At 65.9% G+C, this 17,331-nt stretch carries 21 protein-coding genes; 6 read left to right on the top strand and 15 right to left on the bottom strand.

Features of this window, described 5'->3' with window-relative positions:
* The first annotated feature begins 10 nt into the window (after positions 1-10).
* Positions 11-190 carry a hypothetical protein gene (locus M2320_RS20180; RefSeq protein WP_184429350.1) on the top strand — a complete coding sequence of 60 codons (180 nt, stop codon included), beginning with the start codon at positions 11-13 and terminating at the stop codon, positions 188-190.
* Positions 191-193: 3 nt separating this feature from the next.
* Here M2320_RS20180 and M2320_RS20175 read toward each other — a convergent pair whose 3' ends face one another.
* The 5 genes from M2320_RS20175 to ychF all read right to left on the bottom strand — a co-directional run bounded on the left by M2320_RS20175 (position 194) and on the right by ychF (position 3,945).
* Positions 194-703 carry a hypothetical protein gene (locus M2320_RS20175; protein WP_264598821.1) on the bottom strand — a complete coding sequence of 170 codons (510 nt, stop codon included), beginning with the start codon at positions 701-703 and terminating at the stop codon, positions 194-196.
* A 103-nt stretch (positions 704-806) separates the two neighbouring features.
* A complete protein-coding gene (locus tag M2320_RS20170; protein WP_264598820.1) occupies positions 807-1,874 on the bottom strand; it encodes an extracellular catalytic domain type 1 short-chain-length polyhydroxyalkanoate depolymerase in 1,068 nt (355 codons plus the stop codon).
* Between the two features lie 19 nt (positions 1,875-1,893).
* On the bottom strand, positions 1,894-2,310 hold the full coding sequence (locus M2320_RS20165) for a CopG family transcriptional regulator (protein ID WP_184429353.1): 417 nt from the start codon (positions 2,308-2,310) through the stop codon (positions 1,894-1,896).
* A gap of 153 nt (positions 2,311-2,463) precedes the next feature.
* Complete coding sequence (locus M2320_RS20160) at positions 2,464-2,796, bottom strand: GIY-YIG nuclease family protein (RefSeq protein WP_264598819.1); 333 nt, start codon at positions 2,794-2,796, stop codon at positions 2,464-2,466.
* Positions 2,797-2,847: 51 nt separating this feature from the next.
* Positions 2,848-3,945 carry a redox-regulated ATPase YchF gene (ychF, locus tag M2320_RS20155; protein ID WP_264598818.1) on the bottom strand — a complete coding sequence of 366 codons (1,098 nt, stop codon included), beginning with the start codon at positions 3,943-3,945 and terminating at the stop codon, positions 2,848-2,850.
* Between the two features lie 114 nt (positions 3,946-4,059).
* Here ychF and M2320_RS20150 point away from each other — a divergent pair, with 114 nt between their 5' ends.
* Together M2320_RS20150 and M2320_RS20145 are read left to right on the top strand one after the other, a co-directional pair.
* A complete protein-coding gene (locus tag M2320_RS20150) occupies positions 4,060-4,542 on the top strand; it encodes a hypothetical protein (protein WP_264598817.1) in 483 nt (160 codons plus the stop codon).
* 47 nt (positions 4,543-4,589) lie between these two features.
* Positions 4,590-5,102, top strand: coding sequence for a YchJ family protein (locus M2320_RS20145; RefSeq protein WP_184429356.1), 513 nt, complete (start codon positions 4,590-4,592; stop codon positions 5,100-5,102).
* 180 nt (positions 5,103-5,282) lie between these two features.
* On the opposite strand, the gene M2320_RS20140 is transcribed toward M2320_RS20145, so the two are convergent.
* From M2320_RS20140 to M2320_RS20125, 4 genes are all read right to left on the bottom strand, one after another.
* Entirely contained in the window at positions 5,283-6,530 is a 1,248-nt protein-coding gene (locus M2320_RS20140) for a hypothetical protein (RefSeq protein ID WP_264598816.1), read from the bottom strand.
* 78 nt (positions 6,531-6,608) lie between these two features.
* Entirely contained in the window at positions 6,609-7,592 is a 984-nt protein-coding gene (locus M2320_RS20135) for an NUDIX hydrolase (RefSeq protein WP_264598815.1), read from the bottom strand.
* 149 nt (positions 7,593-7,741) lie between these two features.
* Positions 7,742-8,308 carry a YfbR-like 5'-deoxynucleotidase gene (locus M2320_RS20130; RefSeq protein WP_184429359.1) on the bottom strand — a complete coding sequence of 189 codons (567 nt, stop codon included), beginning with the start codon at positions 8,306-8,308 and terminating at the stop codon, positions 7,742-7,744.
* 29 nt (positions 8,309-8,337) lie between these two features.
* Positions 8,338-8,961, bottom strand: a complete 624-nt coding sequence (locus tag M2320_RS20125; RefSeq protein WP_264598814.1) for a DNA-3-methyladenine glycosylase I — start codon at positions 8,959-8,961, stop codon at positions 8,338-8,340.
* A gap of 71 nt (positions 8,962-9,032) precedes the next feature.
* On the opposite strand from M2320_RS20125, the gene M2320_RS20120 reads away from it, so the two are divergent.
* Entirely contained in the window at positions 9,033-9,449 is a 417-nt protein-coding gene (locus tag M2320_RS20120; RefSeq protein ID WP_264598813.1) for a hypothetical protein, read from the top strand.
* Between the two features lie 39 nt (positions 9,450-9,488).
* On the top strand, positions 9,489-9,845 hold the full coding sequence (locus tag M2320_RS20115) for a carboxymuconolactone decarboxylase family protein (RefSeq protein ID WP_264598812.1): 357 nt from the start codon (positions 9,489-9,491) through the stop codon (positions 9,843-9,845).
* Between the two features lie 78 nt (positions 9,846-9,923).
* On the opposite strand, the gene M2320_RS20110 is transcribed toward M2320_RS20115, so the two are convergent.
* On the bottom strand, positions 9,924-10,736 hold the full coding sequence (locus M2320_RS20110; protein ID WP_264598811.1) for a YgfZ/GcvT domain-containing protein: 813 nt from the start codon (positions 10,734-10,736) through the stop codon (positions 9,924-9,926).
* Positions 10,737-10,853: 117 nt separating this feature from the next.
* Here M2320_RS20110 and M2320_RS20105 point away from each other — a divergent pair, with 117 nt between their 5' ends.
* Positions 10,854-12,176 carry a dihydroorotase gene (locus tag M2320_RS20105; RefSeq protein WP_425540701.1) on the top strand — a complete coding sequence of 441 codons (1,323 nt, stop codon included), beginning with the start codon at positions 10,854-10,856 and terminating at the stop codon, positions 12,174-12,176.
* 217 nt (positions 12,177-12,393) lie between these two features.
* Here M2320_RS20105 and M2320_RS20100 read toward each other — a convergent pair whose 3' ends face one another.
* From M2320_RS20100 to M2320_RS20080, 5 genes are all read right to left on the bottom strand, one after another.
* Entirely contained in the window at positions 12,394-13,020 is a 627-nt protein-coding gene (locus tag M2320_RS20100; RefSeq protein ID WP_264598809.1) for an isochorismatase family protein, read from the bottom strand.
* A gap of 209 nt (positions 13,021-13,229) precedes the next feature.
* Entirely contained in the window at positions 13,230-13,547 is a 318-nt protein-coding gene (locus tag M2320_RS20095) for a hypothetical protein (protein WP_264598808.1), read from the bottom strand.
* Between the two features lie 48 nt (positions 13,548-13,595).
* Entirely contained in the window at positions 13,596-13,934 is a 339-nt protein-coding gene (locus M2320_RS20090) for a hypothetical protein (protein ID WP_184429366.1), read from the bottom strand.
* A gap of 85 nt (positions 13,935-14,019) precedes the next feature.
* Positions 14,020-16,242, bottom strand: a complete 2,223-nt coding sequence (locus M2320_RS20085; RefSeq protein ID WP_264598807.1) for a transglycosylase domain-containing protein — start codon at positions 16,240-16,242, stop codon at positions 14,020-14,022.
* 99 nt (positions 16,243-16,341) lie between these two features.
* Complete coding sequence (locus M2320_RS20080; protein WP_264598806.1) at positions 16,342-17,316, bottom strand: helix-turn-helix domain-containing protein; 975 nt, start codon at positions 17,314-17,316, stop codon at positions 16,342-16,344.
* Positions 17,317-17,331: the final 15 nt, after the last annotated feature.

Genomic DNA, 17,331 nt, shown 5'->3' with positions numbered 1-17,331 from the left:
GGAGGCCCGCATGACTCTGCCGCCCGTCCAAACCACCGAAACCGAGCAAGACAAGCCGCGCCGCGCCGCGTTCCCGCCGGCTGGCCCGCATGCCCGCCCCGAATTGACCAACTGGGACGCCTGCCCCGGCTGCGGCGCGCTGCCGGACGAAATGGAATTCGGTTTCGAAACCGATCCGGGCGCCGGCTGAGGCTCAGCCGAACCAGATGCGTCCGATCGCGCCGGTGACGGGGGCGATTTCAAAATTGATCCGGTCGCGCCGATAATCCCGCGTGATCGGATCGCCTTTTTTGTACACGCGCAGATGATGGCCGACGAGCTCGCCGATCCTGTCGGGCGGCGCGGGACCGGCCAGCAGATTCGCCGCAAGGGCGAGGTCGAGCGGGAACGGCGTGTCCGAACCGCCCGCCCTCAGCTGCGGCGCGGTTTCATAGCCCCACAGATGAAAGCCGATTTCGGCCAGTTGAAACAGCTGCGTCCGGCTCAATCCGGCGCCGTCGATGTCGAAGACATTCGCCCAGGGCGTCGGCGCATGGCACGCCTCGGGACCGGCGATCGGCAGACGAACCCGCCGCCCCTCCCCAACGACCTTGATTTTGAGCGCGGCGATCTTGTCGGCGTCGTCGCTCAAGGCGCGCGGCTGCGTGTCCGGATCGCACTGACGCGTGCCGTCCTGTTTGAAGACGGTCAATTGATCAATCATCCGGCCTCCCCTGCTCTTTCGGCGCGACTATGCGCAATGGCCGATGAACAGGAGTGAAACGAACCGCGCGAGTCCGCTCAAGCGCAAACGTGACCCGCGCCGATCACAGGTTGTTGAAGAAGCGCATCATCTCGCGGCTGGCGTCGGGGCCGCGCGGATCGGTGAACGACCCGGAGGCGCTGCCGCCCGACCAGGCGTGCCCCGCGCCGTGCAGCACCCAATGTTCATGCGCCGGCCGTCCGGACCCGTCGGCATAGACGATGCGGGTGTAGCGCATGCCGCCCCGGGACACGCCGCCCTCAACCCTGGGCTCGTGCGCGCCGTTTCGCGATTGCGCGATCACGTGGTCGCCATTGACGGGATTCACGGTTCTGTCGCCGTCGCCGTGGAAGACAATGGTCGGGACCTCGTGGCGTCGCGCGGATTTCGCCCCGGTTTTCATCGCCGCCAAAGCTGAGGGCAGGTCGCGCGCGGCGCCGCAGGCGAGGCCGGAATGCACGCCGATCCCCTTGAACACGTCGGGATAAGTCGCGCCCAAAACCGCCGCCGCCGCGCCGCCCGCCGAGAGTCCGGCGACATAGACCCGCGCCGGATCGACGGCGAGCTCGGCGACGAGATCGCGCGCAATGCCGGCGATCAGCGAGGGCTCGCCGGCGCCGCGCTGCTGGTCGGCCTCGTTGAACCAGTTCCAGCATTTGGACACATTTGCTGACTGGGCTTGCGCGGGATAGGCGACGAGAAAATTTTGCTCCTCCGCCAGTTCGTTCATGCGCGTGCCCAAAGCGAAATCGTCGGGCGACTGGGTGCAGCCGTGCAGCATCACCACCAGCGGAACCGGTTTTTGGCGATAGCCCGAGGGAATGTAGAGCTTGTAGTTGCGACGGCCCGCCGCGCCCGCATGGACGCGCGCCTCCCATTTCGCTCCGCTGGGGACCGGCAAGGGCATTTTGGGGCCGCGGTTCACAAAACCTTCGAGGCCGCTGAGGCCTTCGCCGAGCCGGTCGCCCAGGCCGTGCAACAAATCCTTGGCGCCGCGCAGGTCGAGATGGGGCGCGGCGTCGCGCGCCAGGCCGGGCAAGGCGTCCTTGAGCTGCGCCATGGCCTCCTTGAGCCGGCCGGCGCGGGTGAGGCGGGTCGCCTCGCTGAGGTCGAATTTGGGAAAACGGGGCATGGCCGATCCTTTGTGGCGGTCAGAGCAGACGGTCGCGCAGCGCCGCCTTGACTTCAGGGCTGGCCTGCAAGGCCCCCAGCACCTTCAATGAGCCGATGGTTTCGCGCGCCAGTTCCGGCGTGACGTCGAGGTCGATGGTGGCGAGGCCGAGCACCTGGATGTGCAGGGTTTGCCCGGCGGCGCGCGCCGCCTCCAATTCCCGCCGGCCGAAACGGCGCAGGCCGAGGTCGAGCTGGTGGCGGGCGACCGATTGTTTCAGGGCGTCATTATGCCGGTCAAGCTGGTTGCGGATCGCCGTGCGGATGAAATCCGTGCGGTTGGAATAAAAACCTTCCTTTACAAGGAGGTCGATCTGCCCGAGGTCGACATAGCCGAGATTGATGGTGATCTTCTCGCTGTCGGTTTTCGGGCGAAGGTCTTGGACGTTTGAGGCCATATTTTCCATCCGTGCGCCATCCGTGTGGATGGTAGATGGGCGCACGTGTCGGGGTGCGCAAGAGCGGGGGAGATGATTTCCGCTGCTTCAGCCGTCATGACCGGGCTTGTCCCGGTCATCCACGCCGGGCCGTGAGACGCGTTGCGCGGCGCTTCAGGCGAGATCCTCGTACAGGTCTCGCCAAGACGCGTTAAATTCCAGGATCAGCCGCGCTTTCCACGCGCGCGGCCAATGCTTGATGTTCTTTTCACGCTGGATGGCGGCGATTATGTCGTCGTGGCGCTCGTAATAGACGAGGCGGGTCAGCCCATAGTGCTTGGTGAAGCCGTCACACGCGCCTGTGCGGTGCTGATGGATGCGGCGCGCAAGGTCGGACGTCACGCCAGTGTAGAGCACGCCGTTCCGCTTGTTTGTGACAATGTACACCCACCCGCCCTTCATCCCTCCATGTTGGACGGCGTGGATGACCGGGACAAGCCCGGTCATGACGGTGGAAAGGGTACGGGTAGACGCCGAAAGTGGTGCGCTACAGATTCCTCAGTTCGCGAACCTGAAATGCAGCACGTCGCCGTCGGCGACCGTATATTCCTTGCCTTCCAGGCGGAATTTGCCGGCTTCGCGGGCGCCGGACTCGCCGTTGCAGGCCACGTAATCCTCGTAGCCGATGGTCTCCGCGCGAATAAAACCCTTTTCGAAGTCGGTGTGGATCACGCCCGCCGCCGCCGGGGCTTTTGTGCCCTTTTCGATGGTCCAGGCGCGGGCCTCCTTGGGGCCGACGGTGAAATAGGTAATGAGGTGCAGCAGCCCGTAGCCGGCGCGGATCACGCGGTTGAGGCCGGGCTCCTCAAGTCCGACGGCCTCCAAAAAGTCCTTCTGCTCAGCCGCGGGCATCACCGCGATTTCGCTTTCGATCTGGGCGGAGACGACGACAGCCACCTCGCCCTCCTCTTCAGCGCGGGCAAAAACTTTTTGCGAGTGCTCATTGCCCTTGTCGGCGGAGGCTTCCTCCACGTTGCAGACGTAGAGCACAGGCTTTGACGAGAGCAGGCCGAGCTGCGAAAAAATCTTGCGCTCTTCCGGCGCCCGCTCGACCAGACGCGCCGGTTTGCCCTCGCGCAGCAGCACGAGGCAGCGGTTGACCAGATCAAGGACCTCCTTCGACTCCTTGTCGCCGCCCTTGGCCTTCTTTTCCAGATTGCCGACGCGCTTTTCCAGCGAGTCCAGATCGGCGAGCATCAGCTCGGTCTCGATCGTGTCGATGTCGCGGATCGGGTCGACCTCGCCGTCGACATGGGTGATGTCGCCGTCGACAAAACAGCGGACCACATGGGCGATGGCGTCGCATTCGCGAATGTTGGCCAGAAACTGGTTGCCGAGGCCTTCGCCCTTGGAGGCGCCGCGCACCAGGCCGGCGATGTCGACAAAGGTGAGACGGGTCGGGATGATTTCCTTGGAGCCCGCGATTTTGGTCAAGACTTCAAGGCGCGGATCGGGCACGGCGACGTCGCCGACGTTCGGCTCGATGGTGCAGAACGGATAATTCGCCGCCTGCGCCGCCGCCGTCTGCGTCAGAGCGTTGAAAAGCGTCGACTTGCCGACATTCGGCAGGCCGACGATGCCGCATTTGAAACCCATTTGAGCGCTCGCGTGTGGGAGGATTGACCTGCCTATGCGGCGCTGCGCCGCAAAAGGCAAGGGGGCGCGATCTTTTGCTGAAACATTGCCGCATTTGTGATTTACCGAGAGGCCATGAACAGGACGCTCGCCCTTTCCCTCCTCGCGCTGGCGCTCGCGACCGGCGCCGCCCAGGCCGGCTGCCCGCGCGGCCAGATTTACCGCGTGTCCAAACACGCGTGCATCGATCACGACGAGGCCGTCAAGCTCGGCATCATCCACGGTCCCGCGCATAATGCCGCGAAACCCGAGGCCGAGGCGGCGCAAGAGCCCGCGGCGCCAACGCCCGCGCTGCAGGAGACCGCGCCGCAGCAGGCGGCGAGCCCGGCGCCCGCGCCTGAGACGCCCGTCATCGCCCAGCCCGCGACGGCGCCCGAACCGGAGGCGGCGTCCTCGGCGCCGCAGGTGAAAACGGTGCGCACGGTCAAGATCGCGCCGCCCAAGCCGCCGGCGCCCGCGCCCGCCGAGCCCCTCCCGCTCAAGACGGAAGCGGCGGCCGCGCCAAACCCGTTCGGCGCGCTCGACCCCGGCGGCGTCCCGATGTCGCAGCCGCGATGATCGCGCCGGCTTGCGCGGACTGAGCGGAATCGTCTAGTGATGCGGCCATGACCCAAGACATCTGCCCCTGCCGCGTCCGCGAGGACGACAAACGCGAATTCGCCGCTTGCTGCGGTCCCTATCTCGCCCGCACCGCCGCGCCGCCGACGGCCGAGGCCCTGATGCGCTCGCGCTACAGCGCCTTCGTCAAGGCCGACATCGATTATCTCGAGGAGACGCTGTCGGAAGAGCAGCGCAAGACGTTTGACCGGGAGTCGACGGAGAACTGGGCCAAGTCGGAATGGCAGGGCATCGACATCCAGGAGACCGAAGAGGGCCTGGAAGGCGATGAGACGGGCACGGTGACCTTCACCGCGCATTTCATCCACAAGGGCAAACCGCTCCCGCACAAGGAAAAATCCCGGTTCATCCGCGAGGGCGAGGACCGGAAGTGGTATTTCGCCGGCGAGATCAGCATCAAGAACGCGCCGGTGGTGCTGGGCAACCGGACGGGCCGCAACGACCCCTGCCCCTGCGGATCCGGCAAAAAATACAAGAAGTGCTGCGGAGCGGCGGCGTAAGCTCTTCGGCTAAAGCTAAGCGAACTTCAAATGAGCGGCGCATTTTGATGTCGTCATGGCCGGGCTTGTCCCGGCCATCCACGCGGCGCCCCAACGCGAACTCCCGCAGAACTTTCTCTCGCGGCCCGGCGTGGATGCCCGGGACAAGCCCGGGCATGACGTCCTTGGGCATCCCCGAATTCAGGCCTTCCCCTCCTTAGCCGCCCTGAGCGCGGCGACGATTTTTTCGATCTTATAGGGTTTGCCGACGATCGGTTTTCCGGCGAAGGCCAGGGGCAGGTCGAGATCGTCGCCATGGCCGCTGGCGAACACAAACGGCTTTCCGCGGGCTTCGAGCTCCCGCGCCACCGGAATCACATTTTCCCCGCCGAGCGAATAATCGAGCAGCGCCGCGTCAAACGTTTCGTCCAGCGCTTCGAGCGCCGAATTGACCGTGCCGCAAATGCGCACCACTTTCGCCCCCGCCTCGCCCAATGCGGCGGCGAGCTGCGTCGCCACCATCTGCTGGTCCTCGACCACCAGCACGCTGAGCGGCTCGGTCGGCGCATCCGGCGCCCAGGCCTCGTGATGGGCCGGCAGCACCAGCCGCAGGCGCAAAGCCAGGGCTTCGGCAAAGAGTTCGAGCGCGGCGCGCAGACCCAGGCTGGGAAAGCGCGGCTGGCGGCCGAGGCCGGCGATCATGGCGAGACGCAACCCATCCGACGCCACCGGCAAAAAAGCCGCGGAACGGAAGCCGGAGTCGCGCAGCCATTGCCGCAACGGATCGGGCGGCGCGCGCAGCGCCGTCATGCCGGTGTCGAGCGGCAGCATGTCGGGCTCCGACACAATGGCGATTTCCGGCGCGTCAATGTCGCCCAGCGCATGCAGCCGCCGCCCCGGCCAGAAGGCGTTCAGGCTTTCCGGCGCGGACGGCGGCGCGCCGAGACGCCGGTAGGTCCCGGCGACGCGCACGCTTTCGGGCTCCAGCATCAGGAAAAACGTCTGTTCCGCATCCAGCGCCGCGCCGGCGAGCATGGCGGCGCGCTGGCCGAGCTCGTTGGGGTCGCCGAGCTCCTCGATCCGGTCGATCAGCGCGGCGGCGCGGTCGAGCGCCGACAGGCCGCTATGGCCGTCGCTGGGCTCCAGTTCCAGGACCATTTCCTCGCCGTTGAAATGGACGGCGGCGTCGAAGGCGCCTTCGACATTGGGAAAGCGGCAGCCCGACACCAAAGCGGGGCGCGCCGGCGCGGCGAAGCGCGACAACAGATTGCGCAGCCGATGCGATTCTTCCGAGCCGAGCAGGTCGCGCAGGCGGGCGCCGACAAAAGGTTCGGACCAATGCGGAAAGATGTCGGCGAGATTGGCGGAATGACGACGGATGATCCGGGCCTGATCGTCGCATGCGATCAGCCAGCCATGGGTCTGAATCGCCTCGCCCGGCTCCGCCATATCAAATCCTTTTGATTTGCCGAGACACGACTATAGCGCGAATCGCAGCCCCCGCCAGAGCGGAGTTTCGCCCAAGATTTAGCCGCGTATGCCGACGCGCAAGCCGGGCGCCGGGCGCTCCTGCAGCACTTCCCGGCGAAAACGGAACAAAGCGGCGGGTCGTCCGCCGGTTGCATGCGACATCTGGCCGGTCGGCTCGACCACGGCCGAGGCCTCGACCAGGCGGCGAAAATTCTGTTTGTGCAGATGGCGGCCCGAAATCGCCTCAACCGTCGTTTGCAATTCGGTCAGAGTAAAGGTTTCCGGCATCAGCTCGAAAATGACCGGGCGGTACTTCAGCTTGGCGCGCAGCCGCCCCATCGCCGTCGCCAGAATGCGGCGATGATCCGCCTCCATGCTCTCGCCAAGCAGCGGGGTGTCGTAAAAGCCCGGCGCGGGATCGCGGCCGTCGCGCACGCTTTCCTCGACCAGGCCGGCTTCGTACAACAATTCATAGCGGTCGAGGACGTTTTCCTCATCAAAACGCTCGCCCTCCTCGCCAAACAGCGCGCGGACGCGTTCGGCGCGGGTCAGGCCGCGTTTCAGCGGACCGCCATCGCCCTGCGCGACAAAAGCGCGCAGGCCCGGCATGATCGCAGAATCTAAGAGCCCCGGCCGGCCCTGGCGCCAGTCCTCCCAGGGGAAGAAACGGTACCATTCGCGAAAACCCGCGCCCGGCGCGATGGCCTCGCCGGTTCCCGACAGCCGGGTCAGCGCGAGATAGCCGACCGAAACCACATGCGGGGTGCGGGTTTCGGCGCGGCTGTGGCGGCCGCGATCGCCAAACGTATAGAGCTGCTCGACATAGCCGACCGGCGCGCCGGTCTGTTCGGCGACCCAGGCGCGCAGGCCGATTTCAAACGTGCGGTGATTGACGGGGTCGAACGGACCGGACGGCAGCGCCGCCGCCGCCGCGCCGGTCGCGGCGCGCGCGACCAGAATCAGCGGCGCATCACCGCGCAGCGCGACAATGGCCGCGGTGAGGCCGATCTCGACGGCGATGGGCGGCCGCGCCTCGTTCATGGGTTTTGCGCCCGAAAAATGGGCGCCCGCACTTTTGGGCCGTCATGGCCGGGCTTGCCCGGCGCTAATCCGGGCATGACGGCGGTCTCGATGATGATCGCGCGAACCATGCTCATGCCATCTTCATAGCGAAAATTTGAGGCGGGCGGTTAGAGCAGCCCCGAGATTTCGGCGAATTTCCCCAAGAACTCCGCTTGCGCCGTTTCGGGCGCGCGAGGCGCAAACAGAGGCGCGACGCGCTCGAAAGCGATTTTGGGCTCGCCGAACAGAGGCTTGGCCTCCTCCTCGGCAAAACCGGCGTAAAGCGTGGCCTCGAAATAGGCGGAGATGCGATCCGCGGATTTGGTGAGTTTGGTCAGCGCCGCCGGCGCCTCGGGCTTGAGCGAGAAGCGTTGCAGGATCGCCCGCGCCAGACGCGATTCGACCTCGACATAGACCCCGCCCAGCGCCGCCTTGAACGGCGAGATCATATCGCCGATCACATATTCGGGCGCATCATGCAGCAGCGCGAACAGCAGCCAGCGCGCCGGGGCGCCGGGGTCGAGCAGGCGCACGATCTCGGCCACCGCCACCGAATGCTGGGCGACCGAAAAAATCTCGCCGCCGCGCGTCTGGCCGTTCCAGCGGGCGACCCGGGCGAGGCCATGGGCGATGTCCTCGATCTCCACGTCGAGCGGCGAGGGGTTCAAAATGTCGAGACGGCGGCCCGACAGCATGCGCTGCCAGGCTCTTGCAGGCTTGGAACTCACGATTGGCAGGCCTGATGGCGCCAGCAGTCCACCAGATGGTCGTTGACCATGCCGACCGCCTGCATGAAGGCGTAAACAATGGTGGGGCCGCAGAATTTAATGCCGCGCCGCTTGAGGTCCTTCGACATTTTCTCCGACAGCGGCGTGGCGGCGGGCGCCTCGGCGAGGCTGCGGAGCTGGTTGACGATCGGCCGTCCGTCGACAAAATCCCAAAGATAGTTGGAAAAGCCCTGGGACGCCTCGATCTCGAGATAGACGCGCGCGGAGGCGACGGCGCCGGTGATTTTGGCGCGGTTACGGACGATGCCGGCGTCCTGCATCAGGCTCTCGATTTTCGCCTCGTCATAGGCCGCGATCTTCAGCGGGTCGAAATTGTCGAAGGCCTTTCTGAAATTGTCGCGCTTGCGCAGGATGGCGATCCAGGACAGGCCGGCCTGGAACCCGTCGAGCACGAGCTTTTCATAGAGCGCGCGCGAATCATATTCGGGGACGCCCCATTCCTGGTCGTGATAGGCGAGATAGGCGGGGTCGAACCCCGGCCAGGGGCAGCGGCGCAGGCCGTCTTCGTGCAGGATCACCTGCTTTTTCGACGAGTCGTTCATGGGACAGATATAGAACATCTATGTGCCGGCGCAAATCGCGCCGGAACAGGGCGGCGGCGCCGGTGTTGATCGAGGCGGGGGAGGATTCCGTGGCGACAACACGAATTTCTTTGGTCTTGCTGTCCGGGATCGCCCTGGCGTTCGGCCTCGCCTTCGTCTTCGCCCCGGGCAAATTCGGCGCGGTCCTCGGCCTCGAAACCTCCGGCTCGGTGGCCGCGCTCGGACGGTTGATGGGCGCGGCCATGCTGGCCTGGGGCCTGATCCTGTGGTCGGCGCGCCGGTTCGACGCGGAGGCGCAAGCGGCCGTGCTGCGCGCCACCGGCTTCGCCGATGCGGTCGGCGCCGCCGCCGCGCTGGTGGCCAGCGTGTCGGGCGCCATGAATGTTTTCGGTGGGATCGTCGCGCTGGTCTTCCTGTGCGGCGCGATGGCCTGCATGGGCCTGTCGATGCGGGAGCGGCGCGCGGCGGCGGAAGCCGAAGGCGTCATATTGCATAATTACGAATAATCGAATATATCATCCTCACTCTGACAAACGAGGTGGACGATGATTTCCGATTGGCCGCAGGCGACGAGAGACCTTTCCGCCATGTTGCGCGACCTGCGCGGCGGCGCGGCTTCCGACGCGATGAAGAATTTTTCCGCTTTGGCGCAGACCGCGACCAAGGCCGGGGCGCTCGACGCCAAGACCAAGGAGCTGATCGCTTTGGCCATTGGCGTGGCGATCCGCTGCGACGATTGCATCGCCTTCCACGCCAAGGCCGCCGCGCAGCTCGGCGCGACGCGCGAGGAGGTGGAGGAGACCCTGTCCATGGCGATCTATATGGGGGCCGGTCCGTCCGTCATGTATTCCAGCCACGCGCTGCAGGCGTTCAACCAGTTTTCCGAGGCGAAGGCGGACTGAGTCGCGTGGACCGCCCTCGTGCTTCGAGACGGCGCTTTCGCGCCTCCTCAGCATGAGGGGCTATTTATAGGAATCCGCTCACGCCGGGCGCAGCGCGGCCTCGCCGCTTTTCAAGGGCAGGCCGGCTTGCGCCGCCTCTTCGACGCGGTCGAGGCGCAGCAAAGCGAGGCCGATTCCATTGGCGCTGGAGCCCATCGTCCCCACCGCCTTGTCGCCAGCGGTGATGGCCGCGCCGGGCTCAGGCGCCGCGCCCTCAACAAGAACTTTCGTGACCCGCGTGCGCACCGTGCTGCGGTAGTGCATGCGCGCCACCACCTCCTGGCCGACGAAACAACCCTTTTTGAAATCCACGCCGTTGAACAGGTCCATGTCGGCCTCGGCGGGAAAGGCGTCGCCATAGGCGAAGTCGACCCCACCCTCGGGAATGCCCAAAGCGATGCGATGCGCGGCATAATCGGCCGCGCCATAATCGCCGCCAAGCGTCAACAAAGCGGCGTCGGCCCCGGCGGCGGGGACGATCAGCCGCGCGCCCATGTCGGCGTGACGCGAATCCTTCGCCCCCTCCCCGACCGGTCCGCCATAAAGCGCGATGACGACAAAATCGGCGCTGGCGTCGGCGATGTCGACTTTCGCCCGCAGTCTGTACATGGTCAGGCGCTTCGCCAGCTCGGCCGCCTTTTCAGCCTTCACGTCGAGCAGAATCGCCTCGTCGGCCACGCTCATCAGGAAATCAAACAGGATTTTGCCCTGCGGCGACAGCAGCGCCGCCCAGCGCGCCTCGCCCGGCTCCAGCGTCAGGACATTGCCGGTCACCAGCCCCTGCAAAAAGCTGCGCGCCTCCGGTCCGCTCACCCGAACCAGGCCGCGATCGGAAAGTTTCGCCGCTTTCATGTTCCGTCCCCTATATATTTAGGCTGTTGCGCCCGCGCGCGGACGCGCTTAAGCCCGACTCATAACGCACTTATGCAAAGTTTGGTCCGCGACCCCTCAAAAAATCGGAGAACGCCCTTGACGAGCTATGACCTGATCCTGCGCGGCGGAACGCTGGTCAACCAGGACGGCGTTTTTGCCCGCGATGTCGGGATTGTGGGCGGCAAGATCGCGTTCATCGGCGATCTCGCCGCCGCTTCGGCGGGCGAAATCGTGGATTGCCGCGGCCTGCATATCCTGCCCGGCGTGATCGACAGCCAGGTGCATTTCCGCGAGCCCGGTCCGGTCCACAAGGAAGATTTGCAGACGGGTTCGGCGGCGGCCGTGCTCGGCGGCGTCACCGCCGTGTTCGAAATGCCCAACACCAATCCGCTGACCACCACGCCCGAAGCCGTCGCCGACAAGGTTTCGCGCGGCACAAACCGGATGCACTGCGATTTCGCCTTTTGGGTGGGCGGCACGCATGACAACGCCAAACACGTCGCCGAACTGGAGCGGCTGCCCGGCGCGGCGGGCATAAAAGTGTTCATGGGCTCGTCGACGGGATCGCTGTTGATCGCCGATGACGCCGGCGTGGCCGAGGTGCTGAAAAACATCCGCCGCCGCGCGGCGTTTCACAGCGAGGACGAAGCGCGGCTCAACCAGCGCATGGGCGAACGTGTTCCGGGCGACGCCGCCTCGCATCCGGTCTGGCGCGATGAATTGACGGCGCTGACCAGCACGAAACGCCTGATCGCATTGGCCGAACAGCACCGGGCCCGCGTCCACGTGCTGCATGTAACGACCGCCGAAGAAATCGAATTTCTGGCGGGCTACAAGCATTTGGCGAGCGTCGAGGTGACGCCGCACCATCTGACCCTCAGCGCCGACGATTATGCGCGGCTGGGCACGCTGATCCAGATGAATCCGCCGGTGCGCGCTTCGCGCCACCGCGACGCTTTGTGGCAGGGCGTGGCGCAGGGCGTGGTCGACGTGCTCGGCTCCGACCACGCGCCGCACACGCTGGAGGAGAAAGCAAAACCGTACCCGGAGAGCCCCTCGGGCATGACCGGCGTGCAAACCCTGGTCCCCACCCTGCTCGACCATGTCAACGCCGGGCGCCTGACCCTGCAACGTTTCGTCGACCTCACCAGCGCCGGGCCGGCGCGGCTGTTCCAGATCGCCGGCAAGGGGCGGATCGCCAAGGGCTATGACGCCGATTTTACGATCGTCGATCTCAACCGCGTCGAAACCATTCGCAACGACTGGATCGCCTCGCGCTGCGGCTGGACGCCCTATGACGGCAAACAGGTCAAGGGCTGGCCGGTCGGCACTTTTGTACGCGGCGCCAAAGTGATGTGGGAGGGCGAGATTTTGGCGCCCGCCACCGGTCGGCCGGTGCGGTTTTTGGAGGCGCTCTGAGCGCTCCCGTCCGCGCACGTGGGCCGATCACCCCACGAACGTCATGCCCGGCCTTGTGCCGGGCATCCACGCCGACACGCAAGGCTCAATTCTGCATCGGTTCGCGCGGCGGCCCGGCGTGGATGGCCGGGACGACGCCCGGCCATGACGACAGGAAGTGGGATGTTAAACGGGACATGCGCGTCATTGTATGTCCTCGAGCGCGGGAGCGGGCGCCTCAGCACACATCATAAGCATAGCTTTCCGGCAGCATCCGGCGCGGCTTTTTCGGCGCGAGCGCGTCCAACACGTCTGAGGTCGCGACAACCTTTCCGCAGGTCTTGGCGATGGCGGACAAGCCCGCGGCATGGTCGGCCTCGTGCATGTCGGCCACGGCGTCGGAGACGACAAACGGTTTGATGTCGCGGGAAAAAGCATCGACGGCGGAATAATGGCAGCCGATGGAGGTGTAGACGCCGACGATCAGCAGGGCGTCGCGGCCCAGGCGGCGCAGCAGCGGCTCGAAATCATTGCCGTAGAAGGCGCTGTAGCTGCGCTTCACCAGCGGGCGCGCGTGGAAAACGTCGAGGCCGAGCGCCGGCTCGATGCCTGGGGCCGAGGGACCAGGGCCCCACATGTCCGCCATCAACCCGCGTTCGTCGAGGCGGCGCGCTTTCGGCACATGGGAGGCGAAAATCGGAATGCCCCGCCGGGCGCTGGCCTCGCAGAGGTCGCGCGTTTGCGCCACGATCAGCGCGCGACGGTCGTCGGGGAGCGCGGTCAAAAAATGCGGCTGCATGTCATGCACCAGCAGCGCGCATCGCTCCGGCTCAATCGTCCAATCCACCTTGTTTGAAACAGTCACGGGCTTGCCTCCTTGGAGGCCGCCGCATCGTCACGCGAATTGAATTGTTTGACCAAACGCCTGCCGATACGGCGGCCATGGTCATGGGTGATGACGTGGCCGCTCCCTAAAAGGAGCGCCAATAGCCTGCGGTGAGCGTGATGCGGGCGTGTGTCATAACGTCATATGCGCCATAGCGCGCCGGCAATGTCAATGTCGCCAATGTCGCATCACCCCCGCTTGCGGCAGACGCGCACATAGGGGTGGGCGCGGTCCCAGGCGTCGAGCATGACGCGATGGCGCAGGACGCAATTGGTGGCGCCCCCGTGGTCGCCGTAAAGCGTGTTGAAGTGGAGGACGGCGCCGGAATCGTCGACCACCAGATGCATGTCCGGCTCTTTCGGCCCGGGCGCCTTGGCGGGATCGACCGGGCCGGGATCGCCCTCGTAGAGCAACACGCCGTTCAGAAACCGGATGTCGCCGGTCTTCGCCAGCGCCGGGGCGCCCATCAGAGCCGCGCAGCACGCGCCCAGCAGAATTTTGGACATCACCGCCTCCGCGCCGCGTTAATGCGCGGCGGGCGCGATCGTTCCGTTCTATTCGGGCTTGCGGCACACCTGCACGTAGGGGTGGCGGAAATCCCAGTCGTCAAAAATCACCCGCTTGCGGAACACGCAATTCGCCTTGCCGGCGTGGGGGGCGTAGACGATCATCGGGCGCCCGGCGTCCCAGCGGGTCCGATCCAGATAGGCGTTGGGGTCGTATTTGTACTGACCGGATGTCCAGAACGCGCCGGGATCGATCGGCCCGGGATCGACATCGTAATAGGACACGCCGTTGGCGGTCCTCACCTGGGCGCGCGCGTCCGAGGCGAAGGTCGCGACGCCGACCAGCGCGACGCAGAGGGGGAAAAGACGGGCAAAATGTCCGAACATCAAAACCTCTTTCGCCGGAAAGGCCGGCGGACCGCGAGAGTAGCGCGATCAATGCGCCCTGCCTATCAAAGTTCCCTGACCCGCCTCAATCGTCGCTGAACAGTTTTTCGAAGAAATTCCGGTCGTCGCGCGCCTGGCGGGCGGTGCGGCCGGTCGGAATCTCGGCGGGCGGAATCGGCTCCTCGTCGCGGTCGAACCCTGGAATCCTCTCCGGCGGGCGCGGCGGCGGCGGCGCGCCGCGTCCGGCGCTGGAGAAGACCACGGGCGCGGACGGATTGGTCGTATCGAGATGCTGGACCGGCGCCTGCGGCGGCGCCGGCTCGCGCGGCGGCTCCGGCTGCGGCCACAGCGAGGACGGCAGGCCGCCCAGGCTTTCGTTGCGCCAGCCGCCGGTCGGCAGGCCGGCGACCACCTGGCCTTTCAAGGCGTCGCGCATGTAGCGGCTCCAGATCTCCACGGGAAGATTGGCGCCCGACGCCTTTTTCGTCGGCGAATTGTCGTCATTGCCGAGCCAGACGCCGGTGACCAGTTGGCTGGTGTAGCCGACGAACCAGGCGTCGCGGTAATCCTGGCTGGTCCCCGTCTTGCCCGCCGCCTCCCAGCCGGGCAGATCGGCTTTGCGCGCCGTGCCGATGATCAGCGTCTGCTGCAGCATGCTGTTCATCATGGCGACATAGGTCGGGTCGATCACCCGTCCGTTGCTCGAGCCTTTGCGGGCGTACAAAAGCTTGCCGTCCGCCGTGCGCACCTTGGTGATGATGTGGCTCTGCACGCCGATACCGCCATTGGCGAGCGGGACATAGGCGGTGACCAGCTCCAGCGGCGACACCACGGAAGTGCCGAGCGCGATCGAGGCGTTGGGCTCCAGTTTCGAGGACACGCCGAGCCGATGCGCCGTCTCGATCACCGCGCGCGGGCCGACTTCGAGGCCGAGCCGCACCGCCACCGTATTGAGCGACAAGGCGAGCGCCGTGGTCAGATTGACCTCGCCCATATATTTGTGGGTGGAATTTTCCGGCTGCCAGCCCTTCACATTGATCGGCCCGTCCTCACGGGTAGAATCGGGCGTCAGGCCTTTTTCCAGCGCGGTGAGATAGACGAACGGCTTGAAGGCCGAGCCCGGCTGCCGCCGCGCAGACACGGCGCGGTTGAACTGGCTTTCCTCGTAATTGCGGCCGCCGATCAGGGCGCGGATCGCTCCGGTCGGGTCCACCGAGACCAGCGCGCCCTGGGACACGCCGAATTTGCCGCCGCTTTGCGCCAGAACCGCGTTCAGCGCCTTTTCGCCCGCCGCCTGCATGGTCGGGTTGATGGTGGTGGTGACGACAATGTCCTCGTCGATGGCGCCGATGGTCTCGTCGAGCGTGTCCATCACGTAATCGGCGGCGTAATTGAGCGTGCTGGCGTCCTTGCCCTTCACGGCGCGGGCGGGGCGGGCCAGCGCGAGCTGCGCCATGGCCTCGGTGATGTGGCCCTCCTGCGCCATGGCGGCGATCACCATATTGGCGCGCTCGACGGCGGCGGATTCGTAATGGTTGGGCGCGAGTTTCGTCGGCGCCTTCATCAGGCCGGCGAGCATGGCCGCCTCGGCGAGCGTGACGTCGCGCGAGGGATGGCCAAAATATTTGAGCGCGGCGGCGTCGACGCCATAGGCGCCCGAGCCGAAATAGACGCGGTTCAGATAAAGCTCGAGAATCTGGTCCTTGGAATATTTGTGCTCCAGCCAGAGCGCCAGAATCGCCTCCTGGATTTTGCGCGAGACCGTGCGCTCCTGGGTAAGGAACAGGTTTTTGGCGAGCTGCTGGGTGAGCGTCGAGCCGCCCTGCATGCCGCCGCGTCCGGTGACATTGCGGGCGAGCGCGCGGAGGATGCCGACGGGATCGACGCCGTAATGGCTGTAGAAACGGCGGTCCTCGATGGCGATGAAGGCCTTGGGCAGATAGGGCGGCAGATCCTGCAGACGCACCGCCGCGCCGCCGGTGTCGCCGCGATTGGCGAGCAGGCTGCCGTCCATGCCGAGAATGGCGATATTGGGCGGGCGTTTGGGCACCGAGAGATGGTCGATCTGCGGCAATTGCGAGCCGTAATAGACGGTGAGGCCGCCGAGGCCGATCACGCCCCAGACGCCGAGCACGAAGGTCCAATAGAACAGCCCGCCGAACAGCGAGCGGCGTCTTTTCCTCGGCTTTTCGGCTTTGGGCGCGGCCTTCCGCGGCTTTGCCGCCGGGGCGCGCGCATCCGGTTCGACGGGCGGCGCAGCGGCGTCAAAGGTCGGCTCGATCCGTTCGCCGCGTTTCTTCCGCGCCATGTCCCTCAAGTCCGAATGGGTGAAAACGGCCTTTTCGAGCTTAAGTTGGGCGAATTAAGGGCCGGTTAAGGATCGGAAGCCGCGGGGCGCCCCCTTCCCTCAATGGGGCCGGCGCGGGTTGAGGCGGCGATGGGTCTGCGAGGGCAATTCGCCGAACAAAGCGGCGTAATCGCGGGCGAAATGGCCGAAATGCCAAAATCCCCAATGCGCCGCCGCCTCGGTGACCGACTGCGCCGTGCGCAGCATCCGGCGCACCCCGTTCATCCGCACCGCGCGCAGGAATTGCGCCGGGCTCATGCCCAGCGTCTCCTGAAAACAATTTTGCAGCGTGCGCCGGCTCACGCCGGTGATCGCGCAAAGTTCGGCGACGCCGGTCGGTTCGTCCGGGCGGCTCAGCGCGTAATCGCGCGCCTGCGCGACGATCGCCCAGCGCCGCGCCGGCGCGGCCTCGCGGGGACCGTCGCCATAGGCGGAGATCAGCCCGGCGACATTGGACAACAAACCCTTGGCGAGCGTGTCCATGATCGGGCCGTTGTCGAGAAGCTGCGGCGCGTTTTCCGCCATTTCCAGCACGCCGCGCACAAAATCGCGGGTGGCGGCGGCGGCCTGCGTCTCGACGCGGGCGAGATGGGCGGCGCCGAATTTTTGGTCCAGAAGCGCCCTTTCCGATTCGCTGAGCAGATCGGTCAGCGCCGCGCGCGAAACCACCAGCCCGGCCATGGTCATGCCCTCGGGCGACAGGAATTCAAAACCATTGCCGCCGGAAAAAACATGCAGCGCCCGGGAATCGTCCGGCATGCCGCAAAAAACGGCAGGCCCCGGCATATCGAGCGGCAGGCCCAAAGCGATGAGGTCATCGGGCAACAGGCCGGATTGCATCAGCGCCTGTCCGGTGTGCTCGGAGAAGATGCGCGCCGGGCCGAGGGCGATTTCGGTCACCGAACCGAAAAACTTGCCGGCGGACACCTGCGCATAGCTCTGGTTCCAGCCGCGCAGCAGTTCGGCCTGGTGGTCGACGTCGTCGCTGGAGGCGCGAAACAGCGCGGCTTGAGGATCGGGAAGAGCGTGGGCCATGAGGGGTTCCGAAAC

Origin of the sequence: Rhodoblastus acidophilus (assembly GCF_025961575.1) — a bacterium.
Lineage (GTDB): Bacteria > Pseudomonadota > Alphaproteobacteria > Rhizobiales > Beijerinckiaceae > Rhodoblastus > Rhodoblastus acidophilus_C.
Note: the sequence above shows the minus strand (reverse complement) of the source record. Positions and strands in the feature narration are given on the sequence as shown.